Here is a 26,004-nt window from a genome sequence, read left to right on the forward strand (position 1 = left end):
CACCGTCTCCTTGCCCTCGGCGATCTGCCGCCAAAATCGGCGCTGGTCACCACGCAACGGTCCAAGCCGGGACATCCACATCACCCATTTCAAATCAGGGTGTTGCGCTGACCCTTTGAAGCTGCCGGTGGACAACGTGGCGGCGCGCACTCCCTGCGCCAGTGTCTCGTAGTCGAAGTTGACCGTCAGGATCGCCGAGACACCACCAGCGCCCGGAAGTTTGTCGATTGGCAGGTGCTCACACAGCTGGGCCAACGCCCGACCCTCACGATGCGACTTGTCCATCGGCGCGCCGCCCGCGTCGGCAGCATCGGCCGCGTCGATTTCGGCCTCGACCTGCTTCGTCGTCCGGGCCCAGCCCTGATTGGCCGTGCCCGGGTCGGGCGGCGGTGGTGCCGCTGTCGCTCCGTCGCCGATCGCCCAGTCCGGGGGACTGGCAACCGGGCCGCCGCTTCCGGCCCGTGAGCTCGTCGGGTCGGCGTTCATGAGGTGGAGTCGGCGCGGCGCACTGATGGCCTCCAGGGAGGTCTGCAGCATCCGGGCCTGAGCCTCCGGGAGGAGGAACCCGCCCTTGAAGAGGCCGGGTTTGAACTCCTTCATCCAGAACGCCGTCTGCTCCCATGCGGACTGCTCCCGAGCCACCAACTGGTCGTTCTCGTGGGCGTCCGCGTCATGCACGGATTCGAATGCCTCCCGCATCCGGGTCGCCCGCCGGGCCAGATCGGGAAGGGGCATCTTCGGCGCGTCCGCGAGCAACTCACGCTCAGCCCGCGCGCGGTCCGTGTCGGACACCGACGGCGGCAGCGCGGACAGGCCGCGGGCAATGATGCGGGCTTGCTCCTTCGACACCTGCCCCGCGGCCAGCGAGTCACCCGTCGCGTGTGCGTCCGCCAGTTGCTGACCCAACTGGACGAGGGCGTTGCCTTCGCGGCGATCCCCACCGAATTGCTGCGCCAGCATCGGTCCGACCGATCCAGGTGAGGTTCCAGCGTCGACCGCAATCGCTCGAAGCCGATCTGCCGAAGACACCAACGCTGCATCGATCCGGGCCTTCGCCGAACCCAACCGACCCGAGGCGGTCAGCGCCACAGCCTGCGAGACCTGATCCCACGCGTCGAACGCGACGAGTCGGTCCAGCGCCGTGTGCACCGCACCGATCAACTCGGCGATCACGTCATCGGGTGAAAACACCGATGAGACGTCGGCAACGCTGGAACCGGTTGCAGCACTGAATGATTCAGCTATTCTCATGTGCAGCGCCACCTCCCCAGGTCGCCCGATCCACCGCGTGTGCGGATGAAGAAAACCTATCGACCAGCACCGACAACCACCACGGGAGAAACCGGTTGTGTGGACAACTCAACCGTCCGCCGCACTATCCACAGGCCGCCGCCGGGTCAACGCGACCCACCGCTTACCGTGAGGGCATGGCTACCTACCCCACATCACCTTTCGTTGCCGCCGGTCTGATCGGCGGGTACGGCGTGGCCCGGGCAAGCGGCGTACGTCCCCTGGGTGGTGCGGTCCTTGCCGCCGCCGGCATCGCGGCAGGACGAGAATGGCTGTCTCACAAGGGCATTGCGACGACGGTCGGGCTCAGCGCCCTCTACGTGACGGCGTTCGGCGCCTCCCACCCGTTGGCCAAGAAGCTGGGCGCATGGCCGTCGGTGTTGACTGTCACTGCTGTCGCAGCCGGGGTCACGTATCTCGTCGCTGACAAGTAAGAGCGGCATACTTGACGGCATGAGCGGACCAGTCGTCGACCTTGCCGAGAAGTTCGATCTGTTCAGCGAGCACTGGTCACCGAAGCTGGTGGCGACCCTGAACGATTACGACGTGAAAGTCGTTCGTATCAAAGGCGACTTCGTCTGGCACACGCACGAGGACACCGACGAGCTGTTCGTGGTGATCGAGGGCCGGCTCACCATCCAGCTGCGCGACGGGGACGTCGAACTCGGGCCGGGCCAGCTGTTCGTCGTCCCGCGCGGAGTGGAGCACTGCCCCCGCGCCGACGACGAGGTGAAGGCGCTGTTGCTGGAGCCGGCCGGCGTCGTCAACACCGGTGACGCGGGCGGCGAACTCACCGCAGTCGTCGAGAAGATCTGAACGCTGGACCACCGCTGCCCGGTCAGCGATCGGGCTCCCACTGCAGCACCTGGTCGACAAGCGCCTGCTGGTCGGCCGCGCTGTCGAGGCGGAGGACCGGCTGGCGGCGCTCGGCCAGCCACTTCCCGTGCCCGACGAGGCTTCGTCCCTCGAACGCTGGATCGTCGTAGCCCTTCGCCCAGTCGAGGAACTCCGCCCAGGCGTCGGCATCGAACGGTCGGCCGGCCCGCCGATGCACCTCACGTGCTTCGAGACGCCGCAGTCTGGCAGAAGGGTCGAGGGTCAGGAACACGATGGCGTCGCACTCGTCGACGATCTCCTCACCCCACCCCATCATCGATCCGGAGAGCACCCAGGCTTCGCGCGGGACGAACATCTGCCGCATCAATGTGCACCGGTCGGCTTCTGGTCGCTTCGTGATGTAGGGCGGGTCGCTGGGCAGCCAGAAGTAGTCATCGGCGTCGGCGTGTGGCACCGACCAGTAGTTCGCCAGCGCCCGGGCCAGGGTGGTCGTCCCCGAACCACTGGCCCCCATGACGTGAACTCTGCTGCGCCTCACGAGCCGTAGATCAGGTCCGCGTAATCCTCGCGGTGCTTGGACATGTACGACTTGTAGAACGGGCACAGCGGCATCACCTTGCGCTGCCCCTTGGCCCGTACGTCGGCCAGAGACTCGCGCGCCAGTGTCGAGGCCACGCCGTGCCCCTCGAACTCGGGCTGCACCTCGGTGTGCGTGAAGACGATGAGGTCGTCCGTCAGCTGGTAGACGGCGAAGCCCGCTAGCGCACCATCGATGTGCGCCTCGTAGCGGTTCTCGGCTGGGTTATCCGTGATCACGACATCGGTCATGCAACGAGACTAACCGTGTCGACCTTGGGACCGGCTGGCCCACGAATCGTGGTGTGGTGGGCAATCGACGCACAAACCGGGCGAAGGGCGAGGCGGAGGGCGGGTCAGCGGTACTGCGCACCGATCTGCCGGCCCACCTGCTCCAACAATGACTGCGCGTTCGCCATTGACTGTTCCGCCGAGGGTTCGAGGTCCGAAAGAGTCCACGCCGCAGTGATTCCCGCGTCCGCGAGACGTTCCGAAGAAAGCAACGACCGCCCGGCCACCGCCACCACGGGAACGCCGTGCCGTCCGGCCGCGGTGGACACCCCCACGGGTGCCTTGCCCGCCAACGACTGCTCGTCCAACGACCCCTCTCCGGTGATCACCAGGTCCGCCCCGGCCACTGCGGCATCGAAATCGAGCAGCGACAGGATCAGATCGATTCCCGGTTCGAGGCGCGCACCGAGACCGGTCAGCGCACCGAAACCGGCACCCCCGGCCGCGCCAGCCCCCGGAACGTCCCGGAAGTCGGTGCCGACGACCGGTGCGAGTACGTCGGCCCACCGTCCCAGCGCATCGTCCAGTGCCGCCACCTCACTGGGTGACGCGCCCTTCTGCGGTCCGAAAACCGCTGCAGCACCGTCCGATCCGAGCAACGGGTTCGTGACGTCAGACGCCACAACCACTGTTGCTCCATCGAGGCGTTGCCGCACGGGATCCAACGACACCGAAGCGAGAGTGAACAACCCGGCGCCACCCCGGGCGATCGGCGTACCGGAAGCATCCAGCAGCTGTGCACCCAGGGCGGCGAGCATGCCGGCACCCCCGTCGGTCGAGGCGCTGCCGCCCAGGCCGACGACGATCTCGCGGGCTCCGGTCGCGAGAGCGGCGTCGATGACCTGCCCCAGGCCGTACGTCGAGGCGGTCATGGGTGCCAGCCGTCCACCGGGCAGCAACGAGAGTCCGCACGCCGCGGCCAACTCCACCACCGCGCGGTCGCCGTTGACCGCGAACGGAGCAGACACCGGGTCGCCGACGGGACCGTCGACGGTTACCTGGTGTTCGGTGAAGCCAGCCGCGACGGCGGCAGCAACGGTGCCGTCACCGCCGTCGGCGATCGGCAGCAGCACGATCTCCGCCGACGGCAGCGCCGACTGCAGTCCTGAGGCAAGCGCCGCCGCGACCCCGGAGGCCGACAGCGACCCCTTGAACTTGTCGGGGGCGACGACGATTCTCATGTCTGCTAGTCCAGCAGACTGATCGCGGTCGGCGCATCGGTACCGACGGCCGCCAGGTCCTCGAACTCGACCACGTTGTCGAGCTCGGTGCCCATCGCGATGTTGGTGACGCGTTCCAGGATCACCTCGACCACGACCGGCACCCGCAGGTCCTGGGCGAGCTTCTGCGCGTCCGCAAAGGCCTGCGGCAACTCCTCAGGGTCCTGCACCCGGATGCCCCGGCAGCCCAGTCCCTCAACGACTTTCAGGTGGTCGACACCGTAGCCACCAAGCTCGGGGGCGTTGATGTTCTCGAAGGACAGTTGCACGTGGTAGTCCATCGAGAAGCCGCGCTGACTCTGCCGGATCAGGCCGAGGTAGGCGTTGTTGACCAGGACGTGCACGTAGGGGATGTTGAACTGCGCGCCGACCGCGAGTTCCTCCAGCATGAACTGGAAGTCGTAGTCACCCGAGAGCGCCACGACCGGTGCATCCGGCCGCGCAGTGGCAACGCCGAGCGCGGCGGGCATCGTCCAGCCCAGCGGACCGGCCTGTCCGGCGTTGATCCAGTGCCGCGGTCCGTAGACGTGCAGGAACTGCCCGCCGGCGATCTGCGACAGCCCGATCGTCGACACGTAGACCGTGTCACGGTCGAAGGCCCGGTTCATCTCTTCGTAGACCCGCTGCGGTTTGATCGGAATCGAGTCGAAGTGGGTGCTTCGCTGCAGCGTGTGCTTGCGCTGCTGGCAGTCCTTGACCCACACGTCCCAGTCGGGGAACTCCCGCTCCCGCGCCGCCTCCACGAACAGCGACAGGGCAGCCCCGGCGTCGGACACGATGCCGTAGTCGGGCGCGAAAACCCTTCCGATCTGGGTGGGTTCGATGTCCACGTGCACGAACGTGCGCCCCGCGGTGTAGGTGTCCAAGCCGCCAGTGTGCCGGTTGGCCCATCGGTTGCCGATGCCCAGGACGAAGTCGGACTCCAGCAGGGTCGCGTTGCCGTAGCGCTGCGAGGTCTGCAGGCCGGCCATGCCCGCCATCAACGGGTGGTCGTCGGGGATCGCGCCCCAACCCATCAGCGTCGGGATGACCGGGATGTTCGCGGCCTCAGCGAAGGACACCAGGAGGGACGAGGCGTCGGCGTTGATGATCCCGCCGCCGGCAACGATCACCGGACGCTCCGCCTTCGCCAGCATCGCCAGCGCGTGGTCGATCTGCGCCCGGGTGGCCGCCGGTTTGTAGACCGGCAGCGGAGTGTAGGTGTCCGGGTCGAAATCGATCTCCGCCATCTGCACGTCGAACGGCAGGTCGATCAGCACCGGACCGGGACGACCAGAGCGCATCAGATGGAAGGCCTGCTGGAAAACGCCTGGCACCTGGGCGGGTTCGAGGACGGTCGTGGCTGCCTTCGTCACCGGGGCGGCAATCGAGGCGATGTCCACCGCCTGGAAGTCCTCCTTGTGCAGCCGCGCCACCGGCGCCTGGCCGGTGATGCACAGGATCGGGATCGAGTCGGCGCTGGCCGAGTAGAGACCCGTGATCATGTCGGTGCCCGCCGGCCCGGAGGTGCCGATGCAGACGCCGATGTTGCCCGCGGCGGCGCGGGTGAAACCCTCCGCCATGTGCGAGGCGCCCTCGACGTGCCGGGCCAGGATGTGCTTGATCCCGCCGTGCTCACGCATCGCATCGTAGAACGGGTTGATCGCGGCACCCGGCAGCCCGAACGCCGTTGTCGCGCCCTCGAGTTCGAGGATCTTCACTGCCGCGTCGACGGCTCGCATCTTCGTCATGAGCCCGACACCTCCTGCCCGGACAAGCGCTCGACGCCACGCAGCAGCGCGGAGTGGTCCAGCGAACCGTCGCCCTGCGCCCGCAGCGAACCGATCAGCTGGGCGGTCGCCGCCCCCAGCGGGATGGCAACACCCTTGGCCCGCGCGGACTCCAGGATGATGCCCATGTCCTTGTGGTGCAGGTCGATCCGGAAGCCGGGGGTGAAGTCACCGGCCAGCATGCTGGCGCCCTTGCGGTCCAGCACGGTGCTCCCGGCCAGCCCACCGGCCAACGCCTTGAGCCCCGCTTCTGCGTCCACGCCGTACGCGCGCAGCAACACGATGGCCTCGGCGACCAGCTCGTAGTTGCCCGCGACGATCAGCTGGTTGGCGGCCTTGACGGTCTGACCTGAGCCAGCCGGCCCCACGTGCACGATGGTCTTGCCGACCACTTCCAGGTACGGCGTGGCGGCCGCGACGTCGTCGTCCGCGCCCCCGACCATGATCGACAGGACCGCTTCCTTCGCGCCGGCCTCGCCACCGCTCACGGGTGCGTCGATGACGCGAATCCCGCGCTCGGCGCCCGCCTGCGCCAACTCGACGGCGACGTCCGGGCGGATCGTTGACATGTCGATGTGCAGCGTGCCCGGCTTGGCGTTCGCGTAGATGCCCTCCTCACCGAGCGCCACGCCGAGCACGTCGGGGGAGTCCGGGACCATCGTGATGACGACCTCGGCCTCGGCCACGGCGTCGGCAACGCTGGACGCGCCCTTCCCGCCGCGGGCGACGAGAGCGTCGATGGCAGGCTGGCTGCGGTTGTAGCCGACAACGGTGTGTCCGGCGTCGACCAGGTGTCCGGCCATCGGGGCACCCATGATGCCCAGGCCGATGAATGCGATCGTGCTCATAACTACTGGCTCCTAAGGGTTTTCGGCGGTGCGTGGTCAGCTGCGCTGTTCGCGCGGCAACCAGGTCAGGCTGTCGGCGGTGTCGGTGGCGGGGATGTACTCCAGCGCCACCCGGCCGTCGTACCCGGCGCGTTCGAGGTGTGCGAGGTGGTCGGCGATGGGCAGTTCGCCGCTGCCCGGCTCGTGCCGGCCCGGCAGGTCGGCGACCTGCACGTGGGCGATGCGATCGGCGTACGTGTCGATGCCTGCGGAGACGTCGTCGCCGTTGTTGGCCAGGTGGAAGATGTCGAAGAGCATCCGCACGTTCGGCTCCCCGACCCGGTCGAGTACGCCGGCCACGTCCGCGGCCGTGCGCAGCGGGTAGGGCTTGGGTCCGCTGACCATCTCGACAAGCACGGTGCGATCGGCACCGACGGTCTTCGCGGCGTACCTCAGGTTGTCGGTGGCCACGGCGTCCTGCTCGGCGGGGTCCACGCCCTCGAGGCGGTTGCCGTAGAGCGCGTTGAACGCCGGCACGTCGAGCTGCGAGGCGATCGAGGCAACCACGGCCACGTTGTCCCGGAAGTCCTGCTCGCGCCCGGGCTGGGACACCACGCCGCAGTCCGGACCGGTGAGGTCAGCGGCCCAGAAGTTCAGCCCGATCAGTTGCACCCCGGCGTCGCGGACTGCGCTCACGAAGGCATCGACGTCCTGGTCGGCGGGCACCGGTTGGTCCGGCCAGGGCCACCAGAACTCGACGGCGGAGAAACCGGCGTCGGCGGCGGCCTGCGGGCGCTGCAGGAGCGGCACCTCCGTGAAGAGCAGGGAGCAGTTGACTGCGTAGCGGAGAGACATGAGCAACCTTCCGTAATACGGAAACAAGTTTCTGTATTACGGAACACTAAGACGTGACTCACCGCACGTCAAGGGTTAGATATCGGCTACTGTCTTCCGCATGACGGAAAACGACGGGCCTAAGGCCAGCGAACGGGTCCAGTCGCTGGATCGTGCCTTCGGCCTGTTGGAGCACCTCGCCGATGCCGGACGCCCGGTCGGCATCTCCGAACTAGCGGAGATGAGCGACATCCCGCTGCCGACGATCCACCGACTGCTGCGCTTCCTGAGCAACGAAGGCTATGTGCGACAGGACAATTCACGCCGCTACGCACTCGGGCTGCGGCTGATCCGCCTCGGCCAGTCGGCCAGTCGCGGCCTGGACGTCTGGGCACACGGCGAACTCGGCGGTCTGGTCGAGCAGTTCGAAGAGACCGCCAACCTGGCCATCCTGCAGGGCGATCTGGCGATCTACGTCGGCCAGGCGCCCTCCCCGCACACGATGCGGATGTTCACCGAGGTCGGCCGCGCGGTGTCGCCGCACTGCACCGGCGTCGGCAAGGCGATGCTCGCCGAGCTGCCCGACGATCGGATCCTCGCGCTGCTCAAGCGAACCCGGATGCCCGCCATCACGGCGCACACCATTACCTCGCCCGAGGCGATGATGGCCGACATCGAGCAGATCCGGGAGCGCGGGTACGCCGTCGACGACGGGGAGCAGGAGCCGGGCGTGCGGTGTGTCGCGGCTGCGGTCCGCGGCCTGCCGTTCCCCGCCGCCGTGTCGATCTCCGGCCCCAACAGCCGCGTGACCGAAGAAAAGGTGCCGCAGATCGCGCCCGTGCTCATGCAGGTCGCTGAGCGGCTGCGCGACCGGTTCCCCAGCAGCGCCGGCCAGGTCGGTTTCGTCGGCTGAGCGGGTGTTCAATGGTGGGCAGTCCCAATCCCACGGCTGCGGAGTTTCCCATGAGCCAGTTCGAGGTCCCTACCGTCGACATCTCGGCGTACGTCGGGGACGGCACCCCCGAGCAGCGCGCCCTCGTGGCCCAGCAGATCGACGCGGCTTGTCGCTCCGTCGGATTCATCCAGATCGTCGGCCACGGGATCCCGCCGCAAACGGCGGCCGGATTGGCCTCGGCGATGGACGACTTCTTCGGGCTGCCGTTGCCGGACAAGAAACAGTGGATCCGTCCCGCCGCTGAGAACCGGGGCTATACGCCCCCGAAATCGGAGACGCTGGCGCTGAGCCTGGGGGTGCAGTCGGAGAAGCGGATGAAGGACTTCTTCGAGGCGTTCAATGTGGGGTCCAGTGCGTCTGACTACCCGGGCGATCAGTTGCAGGACGGTCACTACGCCGAGAACACCTGGCCAGCCGTCCCGGGTTTCCAGGAGCGGGTCGATGCCTGGCGCGACGAGGTAGCGCGGGTCGCCCGGACCATGGTCGCGATCTTCGAAGACGCGCTGTCGTTGGCACCGGGATCGCTCGCGGCGTTGGCGCAGCATCCGATCGAGGTGCTGCGGATGAACAACTACGCGCTGCCGTCCGGGACCAACGTCGAGGTCGACGAGGATCTGATCGGGATGGGCGAGCACACCGACTACGGCATCGTCACGTTGCTGTGGGCCGACCAGGTCAAGGGGCTGCAGGTGCTGCACGACGGCAGCTGGCACGACGTCAGCCCGGCCGACGGCGCGCTGCTGATCAACCTGGGTGACCTGACGACCCGCCTCACCAACGAGCAGTGGCTCTCCACCCTGCACCGGGTCAAACCGCCGATCGTCAACGGCACCATCGAGCGGCGGCGCTCGGCTGCCTACTTCTTCGATGCCGACGCGGAAGCCGTTGTGGGACCGTGGGATTCGTTCGTGTCGGCGGATCGGCCGCGGCTGTACGACGACGTCACCGTTGATGAGCACATCCGCGCCAAGTTGGCCGGTTCGCGGGCCGGCGTGCGCAACGTGGCCGCGCAGCGGGAGAACGCCCGGGTGACAGCGACCCTGGCCTAGCCCGTGGGCAGGGCGAGCGGACACGTGAACTCCTTGTCGCCGTACGTCGATCGGATCCTTGCGCTCGGGTCGGCCGGGACGCACCCGGCAGGTACGGCGATCGGTGTCCAACGCGGTGACCAACGGGAGGTCGCTTGGGGCGGCTGGGCGCTCCTGCCAACGGAGAGCGACCCGGGTGTTCCGATGTGGCGCGAGGTGCTCTTCGATCTGGCCTCGGTCACGAAACTGGCTGTGACGACGACGCTTTCGATGCAACTGGTCGCCGCGGGCGAGTTGTCGCTGGAAGCCCCGGTCGCGTCGTACCTGCCGGCCTTCCCGCATCCGCAGATCACGGTCGAGCAATTGCTCACGCACACAGCGGGACTCAAGGCCTGGTGGCCGCTCTACTGCGTGCCGGACGATCCGATCGCGACCATCTGCGCGCTGCCGCTGGCCGCCGAGCCGGGCACGCGATTCGACTATTCCGACCTCGGCGTTCTGCTGGCAGGGGCCGTGGTCTCAGCGGTGATCGGGCAGTCACTGGAGGTCGCCTTCGCCGAGCGGGTCGCCGGGCCACTGGGGTTGGCGGCGCGGTTCGGCCCGCTGGATCCGGCACTCGCGGCAGCGTCGGCTGACAGCGACGGGTACGAGTACGCCATGCTGGCGACCGGTACACCGCACCCAGTTCCGTTCGGGCCCAATGATTATGGCGGATGGCGCACCGGTGTCGTGCGCGGCGAGGTCGCGGACGGGAACGCGACCCATGCCTTTGGGGGAGTCGCCGCGCACGCTGGCCTGTTCGCGTCCATTGATGACCTGGTGACGCTGGGATCGGCGCTGCGCTCGGGGTTCGTGCCTGGGTCGGTGCTCGCCCGTTTCGCCCGACCCTCGCCGGTGAATCCGGCTCAGGCTGTTGGCTTCCGCCGACGGATCCTGCCCGGCGGCGGGGTGGCTTTGGAACACCCGGGTTTCACCGGCAGCTACCTCGGGTTCGCGCTCGACGAGCCTCTGGTGGTCGCCGCGGCCGCAACCCGGCTGCACGGAACGGTCGGGCCGCTGCTTCCGCAAGCCCTTCCGGACACGATCGCGACGGCCGACGTGGTGCAGGTGGCCTGGCAAGCAGCCGGGTGAGATGTCCGTGCAGTGCGCTGTGCTGCCTCCTCATTCGTGACCGCCGTACCCCCGCGGCGGCCGCACAGCAGGAGGTACGGAGATGGAAACAGCACTGACCGGCGTGATCGGGATGAGCGATCTGATGCACGCGATGCGGACCGAGACCCGGCGCATCATGGACGCGGCCGATGGAGATCTGCTCCTGGAGCACTCAATGATCCTGGACCGGCTGATCGATGCCGAGCTGCTGACCAGCGGGGAGTCCGAACAACTGCTCGACATCTTCCGACGGGTGCAGGAGGCGGGCGAACCCAAACACGATCCGGCGGCGGCCTACTTCGCGGTGCAGGCGATCTACGACAAGATCGCGGCGGATCCGGCGGTCAGTCCGGTGGCCGTGGTCATCGCCGGGGCGGGGCTCGGCAGCTTCCAGGTCAGCCCCGGCGAAGACGGTGGGTCCGTGGTGGGTGTTGCCCGGATGAGCCACGGTCAGCAACTGGCCGGGATCGGTGCGGCGATCGGCACGATCCTGGGCGGCGTCGCCGGAGGAGTTCTCGGTGGCGCGATCGGCGGCTACCTCGGCAGCATGCTCGATGAGAAGAAGGACAAGAAAAAGACCTGACGGGGCCGCGCTAGAGCGACCAGGCCTGTGTGCGGGCACGACGGGTCTCCAGTTGACCGCGCACCCAGGCACCGAGCAGGGCGCCAGCACACAGAACGACGCAGCTCAGAGCAGCCCAGAACAGTTGCAACGGGACGTTGAGCTCGACCCCGCGATGGACGGCGGCGACGGCGCCGAGAGCCAGGGTGAGCAGGCTGGCCGCTGCGGAAGCGACAAGGGCAGGGCGCCACCCGAGGCGGAACAGCAGGCCGTTCGCCAGGCCGGCAACGCCGTACGCCAGGCAGGTGGCGACCGCGAGGACCACCAGGGGCGACGTGCTGGCGGTGCCGTCGGCTCCGCTCAGGAACGGTCGCGCGACTCTGGGTAGCAACAAGGCCGGGGCAAGGAAGCCCACCGCCATCATGCAGAAGCCCCGCAGCAGGACAGACCCAGCGGAAGGTTCGGTTCGGTCAGCGTTCATCGGTCCTCCTGGGTGGCGGGGAAGCTCAGTGGTAGGTCTTGAACTGCAGGTTCTCCTGGATGTGGGAGGCCACATCGGGATCCACCTGCGTACCGGTGATGGTCAGGGCCGCCGACTTCGGATACGGCCACTGGGTCGCGACGATCCATACCCCGTGTTTGGTGCTGGAGCCGTCGGTGTAGGTGAATTCGCGGGCCACTGCGTCGTGCGCGCCGTTGACGGTGATGCGATTGGTGGTCCCCGGCTGGTAACCGCTGAGGCCGACCGTCGCCGGAAGGTCGAGCCGGGCCAGCGCGGTGTAGGCGCCACTGTCGTCACCCAGTTCACCGGCGGCCTGCAGTTGCATGCCATCACCCGAGTACCTCACGGTGAACGGCTTGCTGGCGTCGCTCGACTTCTTCCAGCTCTGCGGCACTTGGAAGATCAAGTGACCCTCGGTGACCTCGACGTACTCCACCTGCCCACCCCCACCGGGTTCGGGCCCGGTCGTCGACGAACTGCACGCACTCGTGAAGAGCACGCCACACACAGCCAGCGCAGCAGTTGCGGCGGTGATGCGCATCAGTTGCCCCCTGTGACGCAATCGGAGTAGGCAACCGGCTCGCGCTTCCCGGAGGAGTCGGGTGCTCCCAAGTAGGAGGCCGCGGTTGCCTGTGACTCAGAGTCTTCCAAGCTGAAGTCGAAGCCCAACGCGACGCCAACCTTGACGTTCAACCCGAACGCTGTCGTGTCCTTCACGTTGTCATAGGTTACGGCGCTGACTCTGGCGCGGTCGTGCATGAGCTGTTGGAACGGGTCCTTCGGATCGGCGTACGACGGGTCGATCCCGCCCGCGGCGATGGCGCCGGCCCACGAGTAGTTCGTGTCACCGCCCAGCCAGTTGGTGATGGTCTGCTGTGCCGCTGTGTCATTCGCGTCGATGGACAGATCAGTTGTGATGACGGTGGCCTTCGTCTTGTCGGTGCTGGTCAGGATGCTGCCGTCGCCGCCGCTCTTCTTGCCGTTCTGGGTGTCACCGGATGCCGACGATCCGCCGGAGATCCCGCCCTCGGTGGTGCTCACGAACTTCAGACCCACCACCTTGCCGTCCTTGTTCTTGGTGATCGCCATCGTCACGTCGGCGGCGCCCTGGGTGCCCCACGTGGCAGTCCACAGCTGCGACCCCACGCTGGCGTCGATGCCCAGGGAGGTGGTGTACGTCGTGTCCCCGGTCAGGTTGTCGGTGTTGACGGCCCACTGTGAGTTGAGGCCGATCTTGCCAACGACCTGGGAGGCGGGGACGGACTCACCGGTTTTGTTCTCGCCGGTTCCCGTTTTATTGGTCAGGCTGATCCCCAACTCGCCGGAGACATCGCCGGTGAGTTTGATGTTGGTCATCTGCGAGTCCGGGTCCCTCGGCGGGTCCGCGCAGCCGCCGAACGCACAGTAGATGGCATACCCGGGGCTGTTCTCCATGGCGGCCTGGTCGGCGAGATAGTGCTCCAGACCCGTCCGGAACTCCTCCGCTTTCTTCTTCCCGTCGGGACCGCTGAAGCTCCACGTGGACCCGTAGTCGAACTCCAGGCCGGCCCCGAAATTGACCTTGGCGCCCGCTTCGAGTTTGCCGAACGTCGCGTCCGCTCCGACGCCGCCGGTGGCCCCGACGCTGCCGCCGTCGGTGGCGGTCAGCTCCACGGAACCGTCACTGTAGACGGTCTCGACCAGACCGGCGTTGTCCCCGATCTCGATGAAGAAGATCTTGACCTTCGAGTTGTACGACTGGCCCTTTTCGTTGAACTTGCACTTATCAGGCTGGAAGTCCTTGTCGGTCTTTCCCCCGGAGGGTGCCGGTCCACACGTGCCGTCGCTGCGCAGGATGCTGTTGACGGCCTTGCACATGGCCACTTTGACCGAGTTGTCCTTGGTCACTGCCAGCACGACGGCCGCGACCAGCATCGCGGCGAGCACGATCGCACCGATGTACTCGAGGCTGGATACCCCTCGCTCAGCCGCGCTCCGCCTGGTCACGCGTGGACCGTATGTCCGTGACGGTGCTCAGCACCCGGGTCGCCGGGCCCAAACCCGGGCCCAAATCGGGCAGCTCGGGACGCCTCGGTCAGCGGGTAATCGGGACCTTGAGGTCGGTGAAGCCCTTGAGGCGCACGGTGATGTCGGTGAGGTTGGCTGGTAGGGCGGGGTAGGCGGCGGTCATGACCCTGGGTTGGGGGCTGACGGTGCTGGGGGGCGTGCAGACGCATTCGGGTGTTCTGCTGCCGAAGCGGTACGCCGAGAACATGGTGACGATGTACGCCTTCTTGCCAGCCGTGTCGACGAGGGTCGGCCACGTGGTGGACAGATTCGGTGCCAGGGGAGAGTCCCCGCCCTGGGGTGCGGTGAACCAGAAGGTCAGCACGGTGGATTTGGCGCCGGTGCGGACCGAGGAGATGAACACGGTCGCTTGTTTGCCGTTCTTCAGGAAGGTGCTGCTGGTGGCCTGGGCGATGGATTTGTTCTGGAAATTCAACATGTCCGGGGGCATCGTGGCGCCAGCACCCGGTGTCGCGCTCCCGGTTGCGCTGGAGGAGGTCGGCGGAGCGGGACTGCTGGTTTGTTTGGGGTCGCTGCCGGTGCACCCGGTCAGGGTCAGGGCTGCGAGCAGGGTGGTCACGGCGCTGAGTCGCGCGGAGGAGCGTTTCACTGGGCACCTCCTGGGTTCGCGAACGACAACGAGACGCGCCGGTTGAGTGCCTTGCCTGCTGCGCTGTCGTTGCTGGCGACCGGGTCGGCTTCGCCCTTGCCCTGGGCGACCAGGGTGATCCCGGTGGGAACCATCGGCGTGAGCGCGGCCACGACGGCTTGGGCGCGGCGTTTGGACAGGTCCAGGTTGTGTGCCTCGGTGTTGTCGGAGTCGGTGTAGCCGATCACGTTGACGGTGCCGGTGACCCCGTCGGCCTTCAGGGCGGAGGCGGCTTTGGCAAGGGTGGCGTTGGCTGCGGGAGTGAGTGCGGCGCTGTCGACGGCGAACAGGATGTCGGAGGCGATGTCAACGGACTTGGTGTCCGATTGGGTGCGGTCGGTGATCTGGCCGCTGAGGTCGCTGACGGCCTGGGTCAGGGGCAGGATCGACTGGTTGGTGTTGGTCACCTTGGCCAACGCGGGCTGGTCGATGGCCGGCCATCCGGTGCCCACCACAATGGGTTTGTCCGCTGGCCGGGTGGGCGTCATGGCCCCGTCCTGGACGGAAACGTTGGGGATGATGCTGCCGGCGATGTTCACGTCCACCGTGGAGACGCTGGAGGGCAGGGTCGGGACCACGTAGTAGAACGCGTACGCCTTGCCCGCGTTGTCGTCGTCCACGTGGCTGCCAAAGTCCCCCTGCGAGCACACGCACCGGTCATCCGAACCGAGCAGGGTGACGTAGAGCTTCTTCCCTGCCGAGTCCACCACCCCGGCGTTGGTGAGTTGGTCCGTGCCCTTTCCCTTCGCCGAGAGGTCGGCGGCGGAGTAGATGATGGAGCCCAGGTTGAAGGAGTCAGCACCTTGGGTGCCGGCCGGGAAACCGATGGAGAAGTACACCGCGGTCCCGCCCTGGATCCGCCGCACCCCGTGCACGGTCACCACCCCTTGCGGCGTCGTCGTGGACCCGGCATACCCGACCTGCACCTGACCCAGGACCGGCACGGTGTTCTCATCGGCGGCGGTGGCTGTGTCCGTCAGGCCTAACGAAGCGGTCACCACCGCCACAGCGGCAGCAGCGATGCGGCGGGTGGAGGTTCTCATACGTTGCTCAGCGGGTGAGGGGAACCGTGAGGTCGGGGAATCCGGAGAGACGGAAGGTGACCTGCGACAGGCCGGCGGGCAGCGGCGGGTATTGCGCGGTCAGCACGCGGCGGGTGGGTTCGATCATGTTGACGTCGGTGCAGACGCAGAAGGTTCCCTTCTGGACGCCGGTGAAGGTGTTGACCCCGTACCTGTTCTTGGTGCCGGCGTCGATGAGGCCGGGCCAGGTCTCCGGGCGGCTGGAGGAGATCGGCGAGGCCCACGGCGTGCCAGTAGTTACCCAGAAGGTGAGCACGGTGGTGTCGGGGGTGGCTCTGATCGAGGCGACCGACAATGTGGCCTCGGCGTGGTTGCTGAGGAATGCCGTGCTTTTGGCGGTAGCCGCGACCTTGTCGATCTTGTAGTTGAGCAAATCCGGCGGCACGGTGGCGGTGGGGGTGGCCGACCCCGTTCCTTGGCTGGTGGTGCTCGTGCCGTTACCAGTGGGTGCGGAGGTGGGATCGTTCGTGCCGCCACCGCCGGTGCACGCAGTCAGGCTGAGGCTCGCGGCCAGCGCCAGGAGCGCGGTGCCACGAAGGGCTTGCTGGACGGACCGGGTCACTGGCCGGCCCCCTTGAACGAGAGGGAGACCCGCCGGTTGAGCGCCTTACCGGCGTCGGTGTCGTTGCTGGCGACCGGGTCCGCTTCGCCCTTGCCCTGGGCGACGAGCGTGATCCCGGCGGGAACCATCGGCTGGAGGGCGGTGACCACGGCCTGGGCGCGGCGCTTGGACAGATCGAGGTTGTGCGCCTCGGTGTTATCGGAGTCGGTGTAGCCGATCACGTTGACCGTTCCTGTGATCCGGTCGGCCTTCAGCCCGGCGGCGGCCTTGGCCAAGGTGGCGTTGGCCGCGGGAGAGAGTGCGGCGCTATCGACGGCGAACAACACATCGGAGGCGATGTCGACCGATGTGGTGTCGGACTTGGTGCGCGTCGTCAGCTGTCCGGAGGTGACTTGTTGGGTCAGGGCGTAGATCGAGGTGTTCGGGTCGGTCACGCTGCTCAGGGCGCTCTGGTCGATGGCCGGCCAGCCCTTGCCGAGCGCGATGGGCTCATCAGCAGACACGGTGGGCGTCATTGCCCCGTCCTGCACCGGGACGTCGGGGATCACTTTGTCGCCGATCACCACGTCGAGGTTCTTCACCGACGACGGCAGCTGCGGCAGCACGACGTACATGACGAATGCGGTTCCCGCGGAGTCGCTTTTGGCGTGCTCCAGCACGCTGCCGTGCGAGCACACACACCGGTTGCCGCTAGCCAGCAGGGCGCTGTAGACCTTTTTTCCCGACTGGTCGACGGCAGCGACGATGCCCAGATCGTCACGCGCCGAGTTGCGACCGGACGCAGCATACTTGCGGAACTGGTCGACCAGGGACAGCGAATAGTTCAACGTCGACGGGTCCGCGGTCCCGGCGGGGAATCCGGCGGAGAAGTACACCGCTGTGCCACCGGGGATCCGGCGCACCCCGTGCACAGTGAGGACCGCTTCCGGGGACTGGGGATTGATCGTGCCCCGGCTGATCGCCTGGCCCAGGACCGGGATCGCTGTGTCGTCGACGGCCCGGGCGGGTGCGACCCACCATCCCGTAGCGACGGTGGCAGCGCAGACCACGGCCGCAAGTCGTCTGACACGCCTGGTAGTCACGAGCGGTTCTCCTGCTGGATCGATAGGAATGCGGTCTTCAGGCAACGGTTGTCGACCATAGCCGAGGTTCGCTGCACGAATCGTTCTGGCCATCGGTCAGTTGCTCAACCGCGGCTCGAAATGAAACACCACCCGACCCGGATGGGCCTGCACCGGATCACCGTCGCCCGGGAAGGTGATCGGGATCTGCACATCTCCGCAGGTCGCCACCGCGTCGGTGTCCGGTGGTGGGGTCGAAGTGGTCGGTGACGGTGTGGCCGCACCGGACGTCGAGGACGACGGGGACGGTGCCGGCGGGGGTGTCGGCGTGGGAGTGGGGGTCGGTGCATCGGGCAGTCGGCAGGGTCCGAGTCGCATTCCGGTGCGTGCGACCGCGGAGCGGGTCTCCTGTCGCCCGGACTCCAGTTTGCGCTGGCTCTGAACGGTCACTTCGACACGGTCGGAGTCGGGGTAGTAGTGGTAGGAGATAACGCTGGCACCGCCGCGGCCGGCGAAGTCGTTGGCGGCGTCCTGGCCGAGCCCGGACAGGCCGCGTCCGCGCAGGAGCGCGTCGATGATCGCCGAGGGCGCGTCCTTGGCGATCTGTTGCGCCGCTGCGAGCGCGGTCGCGTCAGCGGCGGTCTGTAGGTTGCTGGCCTGATCCGTTGCTTTGTCGTATTTGACGAAGGCCAGGAAGCCCACACCGAGCAGGAGGAGGGTGACCGCAACCACCACCGCCGTCACTGCCTGGCCGCGTTCGCCGCTGCGCATCTGCCCACTGACTCCTGACCGGTGACGCGACTGTGCGGGGAGTGGCCGCCGGCCACTCCCCGCACAACGTGTGGTGAGACGCATTTAGGACGCGGTGAGGATCTCGTTCACCTTGTCGCTGACCGTGCTCCTGATGTTGGCGGGGTTGATGGCGCTGATGATGGCGACCACCAGGAGTGCGGCCAGGATCACCATGCCGACGTATTCGAGTGCGGAGGCGCCACGCTCGCGGTCGGTGTAGCGAGCCTTCAGCACGTGCAGCGTGACCATCATGCGAGCGGCGAGGAAGTTCTGCATTTCGATCTCCTTGAACTTGAGGTTGCGGCCGGGAGCCCTTGTGTTGCTTCACCTTCGGGCTCCAGGAGCCCCCTTGGCGACAACCAAGAATTTACGGATTTGGCGAACCGGGCCGCAGGGTCCGTGGGCCCAACGACGGGCCCAAGTTCGGTGGTCGCACGAGACCCACCCAGGCTGCGATCGCCTCCGCGCGCGTCGTGACGCACAGCGCGGCGAAGATCTGGTTGATGTGGTTCTTCACCGTCTTCTCGGCGACGAACAGATGCTTGGCGATGTCGGAGTTGGACCGGCCCTCCGCCACCAGGTCCATCACCTCCACCTGCCGCGGGCTGAGGGTGTGGTTGCCGTCGCGCAGCCCGGACGGGCTCTCGATGGCCGCCGTGGTTCGCAAGGCTGCCAGAGCGGGCCCGGAGAAGGCGCCGATGCCGGCGGCGGCGCCGCGGATCATGTGGGACAGGGCAGAGGCGTCGAACGTGCCGTGAACCAGATACCCCACGGCGCCCGCACTGAGCGCCTGGCTGATCACAGCGGCGTCATCGGTGAACGTCAGCATCAGGACGGCGGAACCGGCGGCGAGGTCGGCCACGACGGACAGCCCGTCACGCCGTGGCATCCGGACATCGAGCAGCACCACGTCTGGTCGTGCCGCGGCCGCCTGGCGGATCGCTTCGTCGCCATTGCTCGCCTCCGCGACCACCGCGAGGTCCGGTTCGGTGCCGATCAGGGCGCGCAGGCCCGCTCGCACCACCGGGCTGTCATCGACGATGAGTACGCCGAGTGTGGTCTGAGTGGTTGTCATACCTCGATCAACCCCTGGGGATGGACGGTGCAGGTGAGCGTCGTGCCCTCGCCGGGCGCGCTGTGCCACAGCACGCGGCCGCCGATGCGAGCCATGCGTTCGTGCAGCCCCTTGACCCCCTGGTGACCGGCTCGAGCCGCCCGTTCGACCTGGATCGGATCGACTCCGCGGCCGTTGTCGGTGACCACCAGCACGCAGTCGTCGGCATCGATGCTCAATCTGACCGTGGCCTCTGCCGTGCTGCCCGCATGTTTGTGCACGTTGTCCAATGCCTCCTGGAGGATGACGAGCAGCTCGTAACGAATTGCCTCGTCCCGGGTGTCCAGCTCGGGGTCGATCTCGACGTGAGCGGTCCGTCCGGTGTGCACCTGCCAGGTCGCGACCACGTGCCGGGCCGCTTCGCCCAGGGGCTGCTCGGAGGTCCGGGCACGCAGATTGCCCATGATCTGCCGGATCTCGTGCACGGCTGTCCCGGCCATCTCCTGGACGTCGGCCGCGACGTCTACGGCCCGATCGGGGTCGCGCGCGAGGTACACCGGAAGGGCGCTGGCCGACATCACGATGCCCTGGACGGTCTTGGCGACCGAATCGTGCAGCTGCCGGCCCACGAGGGCCCGTTCCTCGGATGCGGCGGCAGTTGCTACAGCATCGCGAAGGGTCCGCTCATTGCGGTCCTGCTGGTCCAGCGCCCGGCGCAACGTCAGACCGAGGTACCACAGCATGAGATAGACGAACGGCACGACGACGATGGTCATGAGGTGGTCATCACCGGACAGTCCCCGGCTGTAGATGCCGACGGCGTACACGCTGATCAGGGTGGCGATGACGATCAGGCCGGCACCGAGCTCGATCCACAGTCCGAGGAGCACGGCCGTTGTGAGGACGGCCAGTACGAACGGGCTGATCGGGCCGCCGAGGGCGGTCGCGGAAGCGATGAGTAGGACATCGACCAGCGCGATCGAGGGGTGGCGGGTGACGGCCGCCAACAGATCCGGGCGGGTCAGGCCCAGGTAACTGGTCAGTCCCGCCACAACACAACCGGCGAGCGCAGCGGCGTCGAGCGGGCGCCCGAACGACGCCAGCAGCGCCGTGCCGATCGCGATGAGCCGGACGACGAACGCTGCCTGGGTCACCTTGAGGGCGACCCGGTTGATGCCCGCGGTTTCGCTAATTCCCACCGAACAGCCCCTTGAGCTGATCGCCGCCGATGGCGAAATACAAACCGACCAGAAAGATGATCAGGATGCCCGGGACCATGACCATCGTGACGATGAGCGTCACCCGCGGTTCGACGCGAGCCGCCTTCTGCCGCAGACGTTGGGCGTGGGCTTTGCGCATGTCGTCGGCGATGTGGGTGAGCGTGTCGACCAGTGGGGCGCCGAGTTCCTCGGCCTGCAGGTACGCCGTGACGAAATCCTCCACCGCCTCGGAGTTGGCCCGGGCGCGCAACCCGACGAAGGCGGCCCGCACCGTTGCCCCGTTGTCGATCTGACGGAGGGTGAGCTGGATCTCCTCACCGAGCGGGCCGCCGAACCGGTCAGCCACGGTCGCCAACGCGGCGCGGAAGCCGATCCCCGCGGTGACCGTGACCGACAGTACGTCGAGGAAGTCGGGCAGATCGGCGTCGATGCGCTCACGGCGTTTGCGGGCCAGTCCCGACAATCGAGCCAGGGGCAGGATGGTGACGGCGAGGACGCACAGGATGAGGAAGAGCAGGTTGCCCTTCAGCAAGAAGATGACGAAGGCGGGACTGATGATGAGCGACCACTGCGCGGTGCGGGCCAGCATCGAGTCGACGTCGAGTCCGTCGGGTCGGCCGGCGGAGTCGACCTGCCGTTGCAGCCAGCGCAGGGCGGGGTCCGGAAGGATCCGCCGTAACAGCGGCACGAACCGGTAGGACAGGGACGCCAGCGCGCTCTGGCCCTTGGACCGCTGCTGCTCGGCGCCGCGAAGCAGCGCGATCTCATCGGTCCCCAGATCCATCGCGGGGTCCGAACGCAGCATCCGGTAGCCGCGGGCGAAGACGACGACTGCGACCATCGCCACCAGGCCGGGCACCGCGCCGACCAGCCAGCTCACGAGTCGATCCTGGTCATGTGTCGGATGAGCAGATATCCGCCGCCGAAGAGTAGGGCAGCGACGACGAGCGCGACCTGGCCCAGGAGCGAGGTGGTCATCCGTTGCACCGTTCCCGGCTCGATGAAGTTCAGTAAGAGCAGCGACCCCGCTCCGATGACGATGACCATGTAGGCAGTCGCGACGGACTGGGCCAGGGTGGTGCGGATCTCGCGCCGCGTCTCCTTGCGCTGCTCCAAGGTGTCGGCAATGTTGCGCAACGCGGTGACCAGTGATCCGCCACTGCGCGACGCCACCACCAGGGTCGAGATGAGCACGCCGGCCTCGCGGGAACCGACCCGGGTGCGCAGGCCCTCCAACGCGGTCGGCAGGGGCGCGCCGAACTTCAACCGCGTCGCGACCCTGGACAACTCGGTGCGGGCCGGCTCGGACAACTCATCGCCAGCGATGGCGATGGCGGTGGGTAAGGACAGACCGGCATAGCTGGCGTTGGCGAGCACGCGGGCCAGGTCGGGCAACTGGGCGACGAACGCCTCACGGCGTCGAGCCTGCCCACGGCGCAGGTACCACCGGACCCCGAGCGCGCCGACCACCAGACCGAACACGGCCAGGGCGGGCGCCAGGAAATTCCAGACCGCCCAGGTGGCGACCAGGCCGACCGCGAGGCCGGCCAGGAGCACCACCACCGGCTTGCGGTCGATGCCGGCCAGATCGAGCTCACTTTCCAGCCACCGCCCGAGGCGGGTCTGTCGGAGTCGGCGATCGGCGTCATCGATGAGGCCCTCGGCGTGATCAGCGGCTGAGACGCCCTCGGCGCCGATGACGGCGCGTCTGCGGGCGGCCGCGGTCCCGGCGAATTCGCGTATGCCCAGGGCGAACAAGCAGATCGAGGCGAGGGACCCACCCAGGATCAGGAGGACGCTCATGGTGTCCACCAGCCCGCGCCGGAGTTCACCCCGCCGCTGGTGAAACGCTGGCGTAGTCGGTCGGGCAGCGGGCCAGCCACGAACCGGCCGGGCGAGCGCCCGTCGGCCGGCTCCCAGGTGAGCAACTCGTTCAACTCGAACGGCTCCTGCCGTCGGCTCGCGACGAACGACACGTTGGTCACGCGCCGGGCGCCGTCGGGGAACCGCATCAACTGGACAATGACGTCGATGGCCGAGTTGACCTGGTCGCGCAGGGCGTGGAACGGGACTTCCACATCGCTCATCGACGCCAGGGTTTCCAGCCTGGAGAGTGCATCGTCGGGGGAGTTGGCGTGCACGGTGGTCAATGAGCCCTCGTGACCGGTATTCATCGCCTGCAACATGTCCAGCGCTTCACCACCGCGGCATTCACCCACGATGATGCGATCGGGCCGCATCCGCAACGAGTTGCGCACCAGGTCGCGCACCGACACTGCGCCCCGGCCTTCGACGTTCGCCGGTCGGGTCTCCAGCCGGATGGTGTGTGGCTGGTTCAGGCTGAGCTCGGCGGCGTCCTCGATCGTGACGATCCGCTCACGCCCGTCGATGAAGCTCGACATGGCGTTCAGCAGGGTCGTCTTGCCCGAGCCGGTTCCACCAGAGACGACGACGTTGAGCCGCGCCTCGACACAGGCGCGCAGAAGCGCCGCGGTGCGCGCGTCCAGGGTGCCCATCTCGATCAGCCGGCCCAGCGGAAGAGAGACCGGGAAGAGCCGGATGGTCACTGTCGGTCCGTTCAGGGCCAGGGGAGGAAGGACCACGTTGACCCGGGCGCCGCGGGGCAGCCGGGTGTCAGCAGGCAGGCGCGCATCGGCCATGGGGCTGGACTCATCGACGCGGCGGTTGACGGTCGACACGATGCGGTCGATGGTCTGCAGCAACTGCTCCTCGCTGCTGAACGGGGCCGGCCACCGCTCCAGTCGCCCGTGTCGCTCGACGTAGATCGTTTCGTGCCCGTTGATCATGATTTCGCTGATCGAGGGGTCGGCGAGGATGGGTTCAAGGACACCGAGCCCGACGGCTTCGTCGACGACGCGGCGGATGAGCTGGTTGCGCTCGCTGGCACTGAGGATCACGCCCTCGCGCGACACGAGGTGGGCGATCACCCGCTCCAGCCGGGCCCGGCGTTGCCCAGGGTCCAGTTTGCTCAGCGCGTTGAGATCGACTTCATCCAGCAGCAGGGCACGAAAGCGGCCGACCAGGGAGTCATCCTCGCGGGTCGCTCCGACCGGCTGCGCGCCGGCAAAGGAGGCGTAGCTACGTTTCATTTGATATCCGGCATCTCGGCGGTACGGGAAACCGATCCCAGGTCGATCAGGATCAGGCTGGGTATGCGGACCTGGACGGTGTATCGCTGGGCGCGGTCAGCGGCGCCCCCGCTGATGGACTCGGCAGAAAGACTGCCCGGTAGGGCACCCCGGGCGGCCTGCACCGGATCCTGCCCGAGCGTCGCTGCACGGGCTGCGTCCCTCGCGGCCCAGCCCGCGGACAGGGTCACCCACCCGACGACACCTAGTTGGAGAGCGACCAGGGCGGCGAACAGCAGGATCGGAACGAGCCCGGCCAACTCGACGGCCGCCGTACCTCGTTCTCTCGCCCTGCGGTGGTTGATCACGGCTCGGCCACCACCGATCGGCTGGTCGTCAGGGTGGTGGGCAACCCGACCAGGTTGCCGAAGCCCATCGGGATCCGGACCGTCACCGAGATCGACCGGGAGCTGGGGGTGGCCACGCTCAGTCCCGAGGAGAACGAGCCCGGGATGGCCTGGACGGCCGCGGACCGGGCGGTGGAGGACTGGTGGCTCGTTGCGTACTCCCGCGCGGCGGCGCTGGTGGCGTGACCGGCCCAGATGAAGGTCAGGCCGGTGACCGCCAACTGCCAGGCGATCGCGGCGAGGATGAGCACGAAGGGGATGAGCGCCGCGTTCTCCAACGAGATCGCCCCGGCTTCACGCTTCCGGCGCCGGGTGCGCGGCGGCGCCGGGGCGGCGGCCGGCGCGGACGGCCGTTCGAGACCGACTTCGCGGCGCAGTCCGGACAACAACCGCCACCAGGCGACCTCGGTGATCGCCCGCGGGTTCCGCTCGTTCTGGGCGGCCTCGAGCAGCCGGGTCGACAGCGGGATCCGTACCTCAGTGACCCGCGCGGTGGTGAGGCGCGACACTGCTGAGGCGGGGAAAATGCTCTGCTTGTCGACCTTGTTGACCAGCACCCGCAGGTTGGCTTCGTCGCCGACGGCCAGTGCGGTCCAAGCCATCATCCGGCGGCGCATCGCGCGTACGGACATGACGTCGGCGGTGGTGACAACGAGGACTTCGTCGGCGACTTCCACACAGGCGGCTTGGCTGGGGGAGACGTGCCCGCCGCCGTCCAGGATCACGACATCGAACTCACGCCGCAGGATCTCGACGATCGCCTGGAGCGCCTCCGGGGTGACGAACTCCGCCTCGCGTACATCGACCGGTGCGAGCAGGACGCTGATACCGGTCTCGTGCAGGATGACCGCGTCCATCACGGTCTGGGTGCCCAGATCCTCCGCCACCTTGGCGACGTCGGCGATCGACACGGACTGGCGCACGTCGAGGACCGCTCCCACGTCGCCCTTCTCGACATCGACGTCCACCAGACAGACCTTCGCGTCGGGATGGTTCGCCGCGTGGTCCAGAGCCAGGTGCGTGGCGATCGTGGTGGTCCCGACGCCACCCTTGGCACCGACCACCGACAGCACTGTGCCGCGCTGGCGACCGGCGGCGGTCGCACCGGTCTGGAACCGCCGGATGTGGGAGATCCACTCCTGGGCGAGTTCGAGCCGGCTGGACACATCCGGGAAGGAGAACGGGTACGCGATCACGCCCCGGGCGCCGGCCTCCATCGCCTTGATGACGGTGGCGGGGGTGCGGGTGTCAGACACCTCGAGTACGGCGACATCGGCCCGCTGCGCCGTGAGGTCGCGGATGATCTCGGCGATCGGTTCCTGCCCGATCTCCTGGTAGGCGATGACGACGTCGGGTCGCATCCGGCGACTGAGGTCCAGCAGTTCCTGGCTGCTCGTGGCGATCGCCTTGATCGAGACGTTGTCGATCTCCTGCAGGATGCCGGTGAGGTCCGCGACCAGGTTCTGGTCGCCGAGACCGATGAGGATGTCTGTCATTTCGCACTCTCCGGGACTGCTTTGCCGCCCAGCTGCGAGGCGTCGTATTCGTTGATCTCGTTGCCCCGCTGCGCACCCACGTCGGTCGGCAGGCCGATGAGCCGGACCTCTTGGGCGAAGTTGGCTGCGTAGGTCACCGCCATCGCATCCTTGGGCACCAGGGCCAGCGTCACCGGGATCACCTGGCTCTGGCTGGTGCCGCTGGTGGTCTGGTTGGTCACGGTCTGCTGTCCGGCGATGGAGACCACCCGCACGTCACGGGTGAGCACCTTCACCGACTTGGGCAGACCGGGCACGTCGCCGTACACCGCGTAGATGTCGACGCGGTCACCTGGGCGCACCCGCCCGGCGATACCGGTCACGGGGTTGACATCGATGGCTACCTCGCGCTCGTCGCGGTTGAGGCTCGAACTGGGGATCAGCATGTCCGAGCTGATCGTGCTGCCGGCGTTGATCCGGAACCCGATCCGCCTGCCCTGCAACTGCGACATCGTGAGGACGGCCGATGTCGACGTCCATCGGGCCGGGACCTCGACGGGCTGCAGATTGCTGGCGCTCAGGGGGGTGTACGCCTCGATCGGCTCGGTCGCCCGGTAGACGGTGACCTTGTCGCCGACCTGCGTATTAACCGAGGCCACGTAGCTGGTCACGACGAAGAAGGTCGCGATCGCCACGATGGCTGAGATCACGACGAGAATGAGAC

The 26,004-nt window shown here is 67.6% G+C and carries 30 protein-coding genes; 6 read left to right on the forward strand and 24 right to left on the reverse strand.

Features of this window, described 5'->3' with window-relative positions; genetic code table 11:
- Positions 1-1,191 (reverse strand): DUF222 domain-containing protein (locus tag AZH51_RS03570; protein WP_291521428.1); only part of this gene is annotated, 1,191 nt, incomplete at its 3' end.
- A gap of 236 nt (positions 1,192-1,427) precedes the next feature.
- Here AZH51_RS03570 and AZH51_RS03575 point away from each other — a divergent pair.
- Positions 1,428-1,724 (forward strand): hypothetical protein, encoded by a 297-nt coding sequence (locus AZH51_RS03575; RefSeq protein ID WP_291521431.1) that lies wholly within the window; start codon positions 1,428-1,430, stop codon positions 1,722-1,724.
- Between the two features lie 19 nt (positions 1,725-1,743).
- Positions 1,744-2,106, forward strand: a complete 363-nt coding sequence (locus tag AZH51_RS03580; RefSeq protein ID WP_291521432.1) for a cupin domain-containing protein — start codon at positions 1,744-1,746, stop codon at positions 2,104-2,106.
- Between the two features lie 22 nt (positions 2,107-2,128).
- Here AZH51_RS03580 and AZH51_RS03585 read toward each other — a convergent pair whose 3' ends face one another.
- From AZH51_RS03585 to AZH51_RS03610, 6 genes are all read right to left on the reverse strand, one after another.
- Positions 2,129-2,731, reverse strand: a complete 603-nt coding sequence (locus tag AZH51_RS03585; protein ID WP_291521435.1) for an AAA family ATPase — start codon at positions 2,729-2,731, stop codon at positions 2,129-2,131.
- Entirely contained in the window at positions 2,662-2,955 is a 294-nt protein-coding gene (locus tag AZH51_RS03590; protein WP_291521437.1) for a GNAT family N-acetyltransferase, read from the reverse strand. Before AZH51_RS03590 ends, AZH51_RS03585 begins: the two co-directional genes overlap by 70 nt.
- A 104-nt stretch (positions 2,956-3,059) precedes the next feature.
- Positions 3,060-4,175 (reverse strand): glycerate kinase, encoded by a 1,116-nt coding sequence (locus AZH51_RS03595; protein ID WP_291521439.1) that lies wholly within the window; start codon positions 4,173-4,175, stop codon positions 3,060-3,062.
- A 5-nt stretch (positions 4,176-4,180) separates the two neighbouring features.
- The gene (gcl, locus tag AZH51_RS03600; protein ID WP_291521441.1) at positions 4,181-5,944 is read right to left on the reverse strand and encodes a glyoxylate carboligase; all 1,764 of its coding nucleotides are present in this window, start codon (positions 5,942-5,944) and stop codon (positions 4,181-4,183) included.
- Positions 5,941-6,831: a 2-hydroxy-3-oxopropionate reductase gene (locus AZH51_RS03605; RefSeq protein WP_291521442.1), complete on the reverse strand. Its 891-nt coding sequence runs from the start codon at positions 6,829-6,831 to the stop codon at positions 5,941-5,943. The genes gcl and AZH51_RS03605 overlap by 4 nt, the downstream gene beginning before the upstream one ends.
- A 36-nt stretch (positions 6,832-6,867) precedes the next feature.
- Entirely contained in the window at positions 6,868-7,665 is a 798-nt protein-coding gene (locus AZH51_RS03610) for a TIM barrel protein (RefSeq protein WP_291521444.1), read from the reverse strand.
- Between the two features lie 100 nt (positions 7,666-7,765).
- Here AZH51_RS03610 and AZH51_RS03615 point away from each other — a divergent pair, with 100 nt between their 5' ends.
- The 4 genes from AZH51_RS03615 (at position 7,766) to AZH51_RS03630 (ending at position 11,362) form a co-directional block, all read left to right on the forward strand.
- Positions 7,766-8,557, forward strand: a complete 792-nt coding sequence (locus tag AZH51_RS03615; protein ID WP_291521446.1) for an IclR family transcriptional regulator — start codon at positions 7,766-7,768, stop codon at positions 8,555-8,557.
- Between the two features lie 50 nt (positions 8,558-8,607).
- Positions 8,608-9,648, forward strand: coding sequence for a 2-oxoglutarate and iron-dependent oxygenase domain-containing protein (locus AZH51_RS03620; protein ID WP_291521448.1), 1,041 nt, complete (start codon positions 8,608-8,610; stop codon positions 9,646-9,648).
- A gap of 24 nt (positions 9,649-9,672) precedes the next feature.
- Positions 9,673-10,758 (forward strand): serine hydrolase, encoded by a 1,086-nt coding sequence (locus AZH51_RS03625; RefSeq protein WP_291521450.1) that lies wholly within the window; start codon positions 9,673-9,675, stop codon positions 10,756-10,758.
- 82 nt (positions 10,759-10,840) lie between these two features.
- The gene (locus tag AZH51_RS03630) at positions 10,841-11,362 is read left to right on the forward strand and encodes a hypothetical protein (protein WP_291521452.1); all 522 of its coding nucleotides are present in this window, start codon (positions 10,841-10,843) and stop codon (positions 11,360-11,362) included.
- 10 nt (positions 11,363-11,372) lie between these two features.
- Here the strand turns inward: AZH51_RS03630 and AZH51_RS03635 are convergent, their stop codons facing one another.
- From AZH51_RS03635 to cpaB, 17 genes are all read right to left on the reverse strand, one after another.
- Positions 11,373-11,822, reverse strand: coding sequence for a hypothetical protein (locus tag AZH51_RS03635; protein WP_291521454.1), 450 nt, complete (start codon positions 11,820-11,822; stop codon positions 11,373-11,375).
- 25 nt (positions 11,823-11,847) lie between these two features.
- Positions 11,848-12,384, reverse strand: a complete 537-nt coding sequence (locus tag AZH51_RS03640; protein ID WP_291521456.1) for a hypothetical protein — start codon at positions 12,382-12,384, stop codon at positions 11,848-11,850.
- Positions 12,384-13,829, reverse strand: coding sequence for a hypothetical protein (locus AZH51_RS03645; RefSeq protein ID WP_291521458.1), 1,446 nt, complete (start codon positions 13,827-13,829; stop codon positions 12,384-12,386). The genes AZH51_RS03640 and AZH51_RS03645 overlap by 1 nt, the downstream gene beginning before the upstream one ends.
- An 88-nt stretch (positions 13,830-13,917) precedes the next feature.
- Positions 13,918-14,499 carry a hypothetical protein gene (locus AZH51_RS03650; RefSeq protein WP_291521460.1) on the reverse strand — a complete coding sequence of 194 codons (582 nt, stop codon included), beginning with the start codon at positions 14,497-14,499 and terminating at the stop codon, positions 13,918-13,920.
- Complete coding sequence (locus AZH51_RS03655) at positions 14,496-15,581, reverse strand: OmpA family protein (RefSeq protein ID WP_291521462.1); 1,086 nt, start codon at positions 15,579-15,581, stop codon at positions 14,496-14,498. The genes AZH51_RS03650 and AZH51_RS03655 overlap by 4 nt, the downstream gene beginning before the upstream one ends.
- Positions 15,582-15,588: 7 nt before the next feature.
- Positions 15,589-16,182: a hypothetical protein gene (locus AZH51_RS03660; protein WP_291521464.1), complete on the reverse strand. Its 594-nt coding sequence runs from the start codon at positions 16,180-16,182 to the stop codon at positions 15,589-15,591.
- Complete coding sequence (locus tag AZH51_RS03665; RefSeq protein ID WP_291521466.1) at positions 16,179-17,264, reverse strand: OmpA family protein; 1,086 nt, start codon at positions 17,262-17,264, stop codon at positions 16,179-16,181. The genes AZH51_RS03660 and AZH51_RS03665 overlap by 4 nt, the downstream gene beginning before the upstream one ends.
- Positions 17,265-17,360: 96 nt before the next feature.
- Positions 17,361-18,014 carry a pilus assembly protein TadG-related protein gene (locus AZH51_RS03670; protein ID WP_291521468.1) on the reverse strand — a complete coding sequence of 218 codons (654 nt, stop codon included), beginning with the start codon at positions 18,012-18,014 and terminating at the stop codon, positions 17,361-17,363.
- A gap of 84 nt (positions 18,015-18,098) precedes the next feature.
- Positions 18,099-18,311 carry a hypothetical protein gene (locus AZH51_RS03675; RefSeq protein ID WP_291521470.1) on the reverse strand — a complete coding sequence of 71 codons (213 nt, stop codon included), beginning with the start codon at positions 18,309-18,311 and terminating at the stop codon, positions 18,099-18,101.
- Positions 18,312-18,402: 91 nt separating this feature from the next.
- On the reverse strand, positions 18,403-19,110 hold the full coding sequence (locus AZH51_RS03680; RefSeq protein ID WP_291521471.1) for a response regulator transcription factor: 708 nt from the start codon (positions 19,108-19,110) through the stop codon (positions 18,403-18,405).
- Entirely contained in the window at positions 19,107-20,288 is a 1,182-nt protein-coding gene (locus AZH51_RS03685; RefSeq protein ID WP_291521473.1) for an ATP-binding protein, read from the reverse strand. The genes AZH51_RS03680 and AZH51_RS03685 overlap by 4 nt, the downstream gene beginning before the upstream one ends.
- Positions 20,278-21,189, reverse strand: a complete 912-nt coding sequence (locus AZH51_RS03690) for a type II secretion system F family protein (RefSeq protein WP_291521476.1) — start codon at positions 21,187-21,189, stop codon at positions 20,278-20,280. The genes AZH51_RS03685 and AZH51_RS03690 overlap by 11 nt, the downstream gene beginning before the upstream one ends.
- Positions 21,186-22,112 carry a type II secretion system F family protein gene (locus AZH51_RS03695; protein WP_291521478.1) on the reverse strand — a complete coding sequence of 309 codons (927 nt, stop codon included), beginning with the start codon at positions 22,110-22,112 and terminating at the stop codon, positions 21,186-21,188. Before AZH51_RS03695 ends, AZH51_RS03690 begins: the two co-directional genes overlap by 4 nt.
- Positions 22,109-23,419 (reverse strand): CpaF family protein, encoded by a 1,311-nt coding sequence (locus tag AZH51_RS03700; RefSeq protein ID WP_291521480.1) that lies wholly within the window; start codon positions 23,417-23,419, stop codon positions 22,109-22,111. The genes AZH51_RS03695 and AZH51_RS03700 overlap by 4 nt, the downstream gene beginning before the upstream one ends.
- Positions 23,416-23,766, reverse strand: a complete 351-nt coding sequence (locus AZH51_RS03705; protein ID WP_291521482.1) for a TadE/TadG family type IV pilus assembly protein — start codon at positions 23,764-23,766, stop codon at positions 23,416-23,418. The genes AZH51_RS03700 and AZH51_RS03705 overlap by 4 nt, the downstream gene beginning before the upstream one ends.
- On the reverse strand, positions 23,763-25,301 hold the full coding sequence (locus AZH51_RS03710; protein WP_291521484.1) for an AAA family ATPase: 1,539 nt from the start codon (positions 25,299-25,301) through the stop codon (positions 23,763-23,765). The genes AZH51_RS03705 and AZH51_RS03710 overlap by 4 nt, the downstream gene beginning before the upstream one ends.
- Positions 25,298-25,990 carry a Flp pilus assembly protein CpaB gene (gene cpaB / locus AZH51_RS03715; RefSeq protein ID WP_291521485.1) on the reverse strand — a complete coding sequence of 231 codons (693 nt, stop codon included), beginning with the start codon at positions 25,988-25,990 and terminating at the stop codon, positions 25,298-25,300. The genes AZH51_RS03710 and cpaB overlap by 4 nt, the downstream gene beginning before the upstream one ends.
- Positions 25,991-26,004 lie beyond the last annotated feature (14 nt).

The organism is Branchiibius sp. NY16-3462-2 (assembly GCF_001594145.1).
GTDB lineage: Bacteria > Actinomycetota > Actinomycetes > Actinomycetales > Dermatophilaceae > Branchiibius.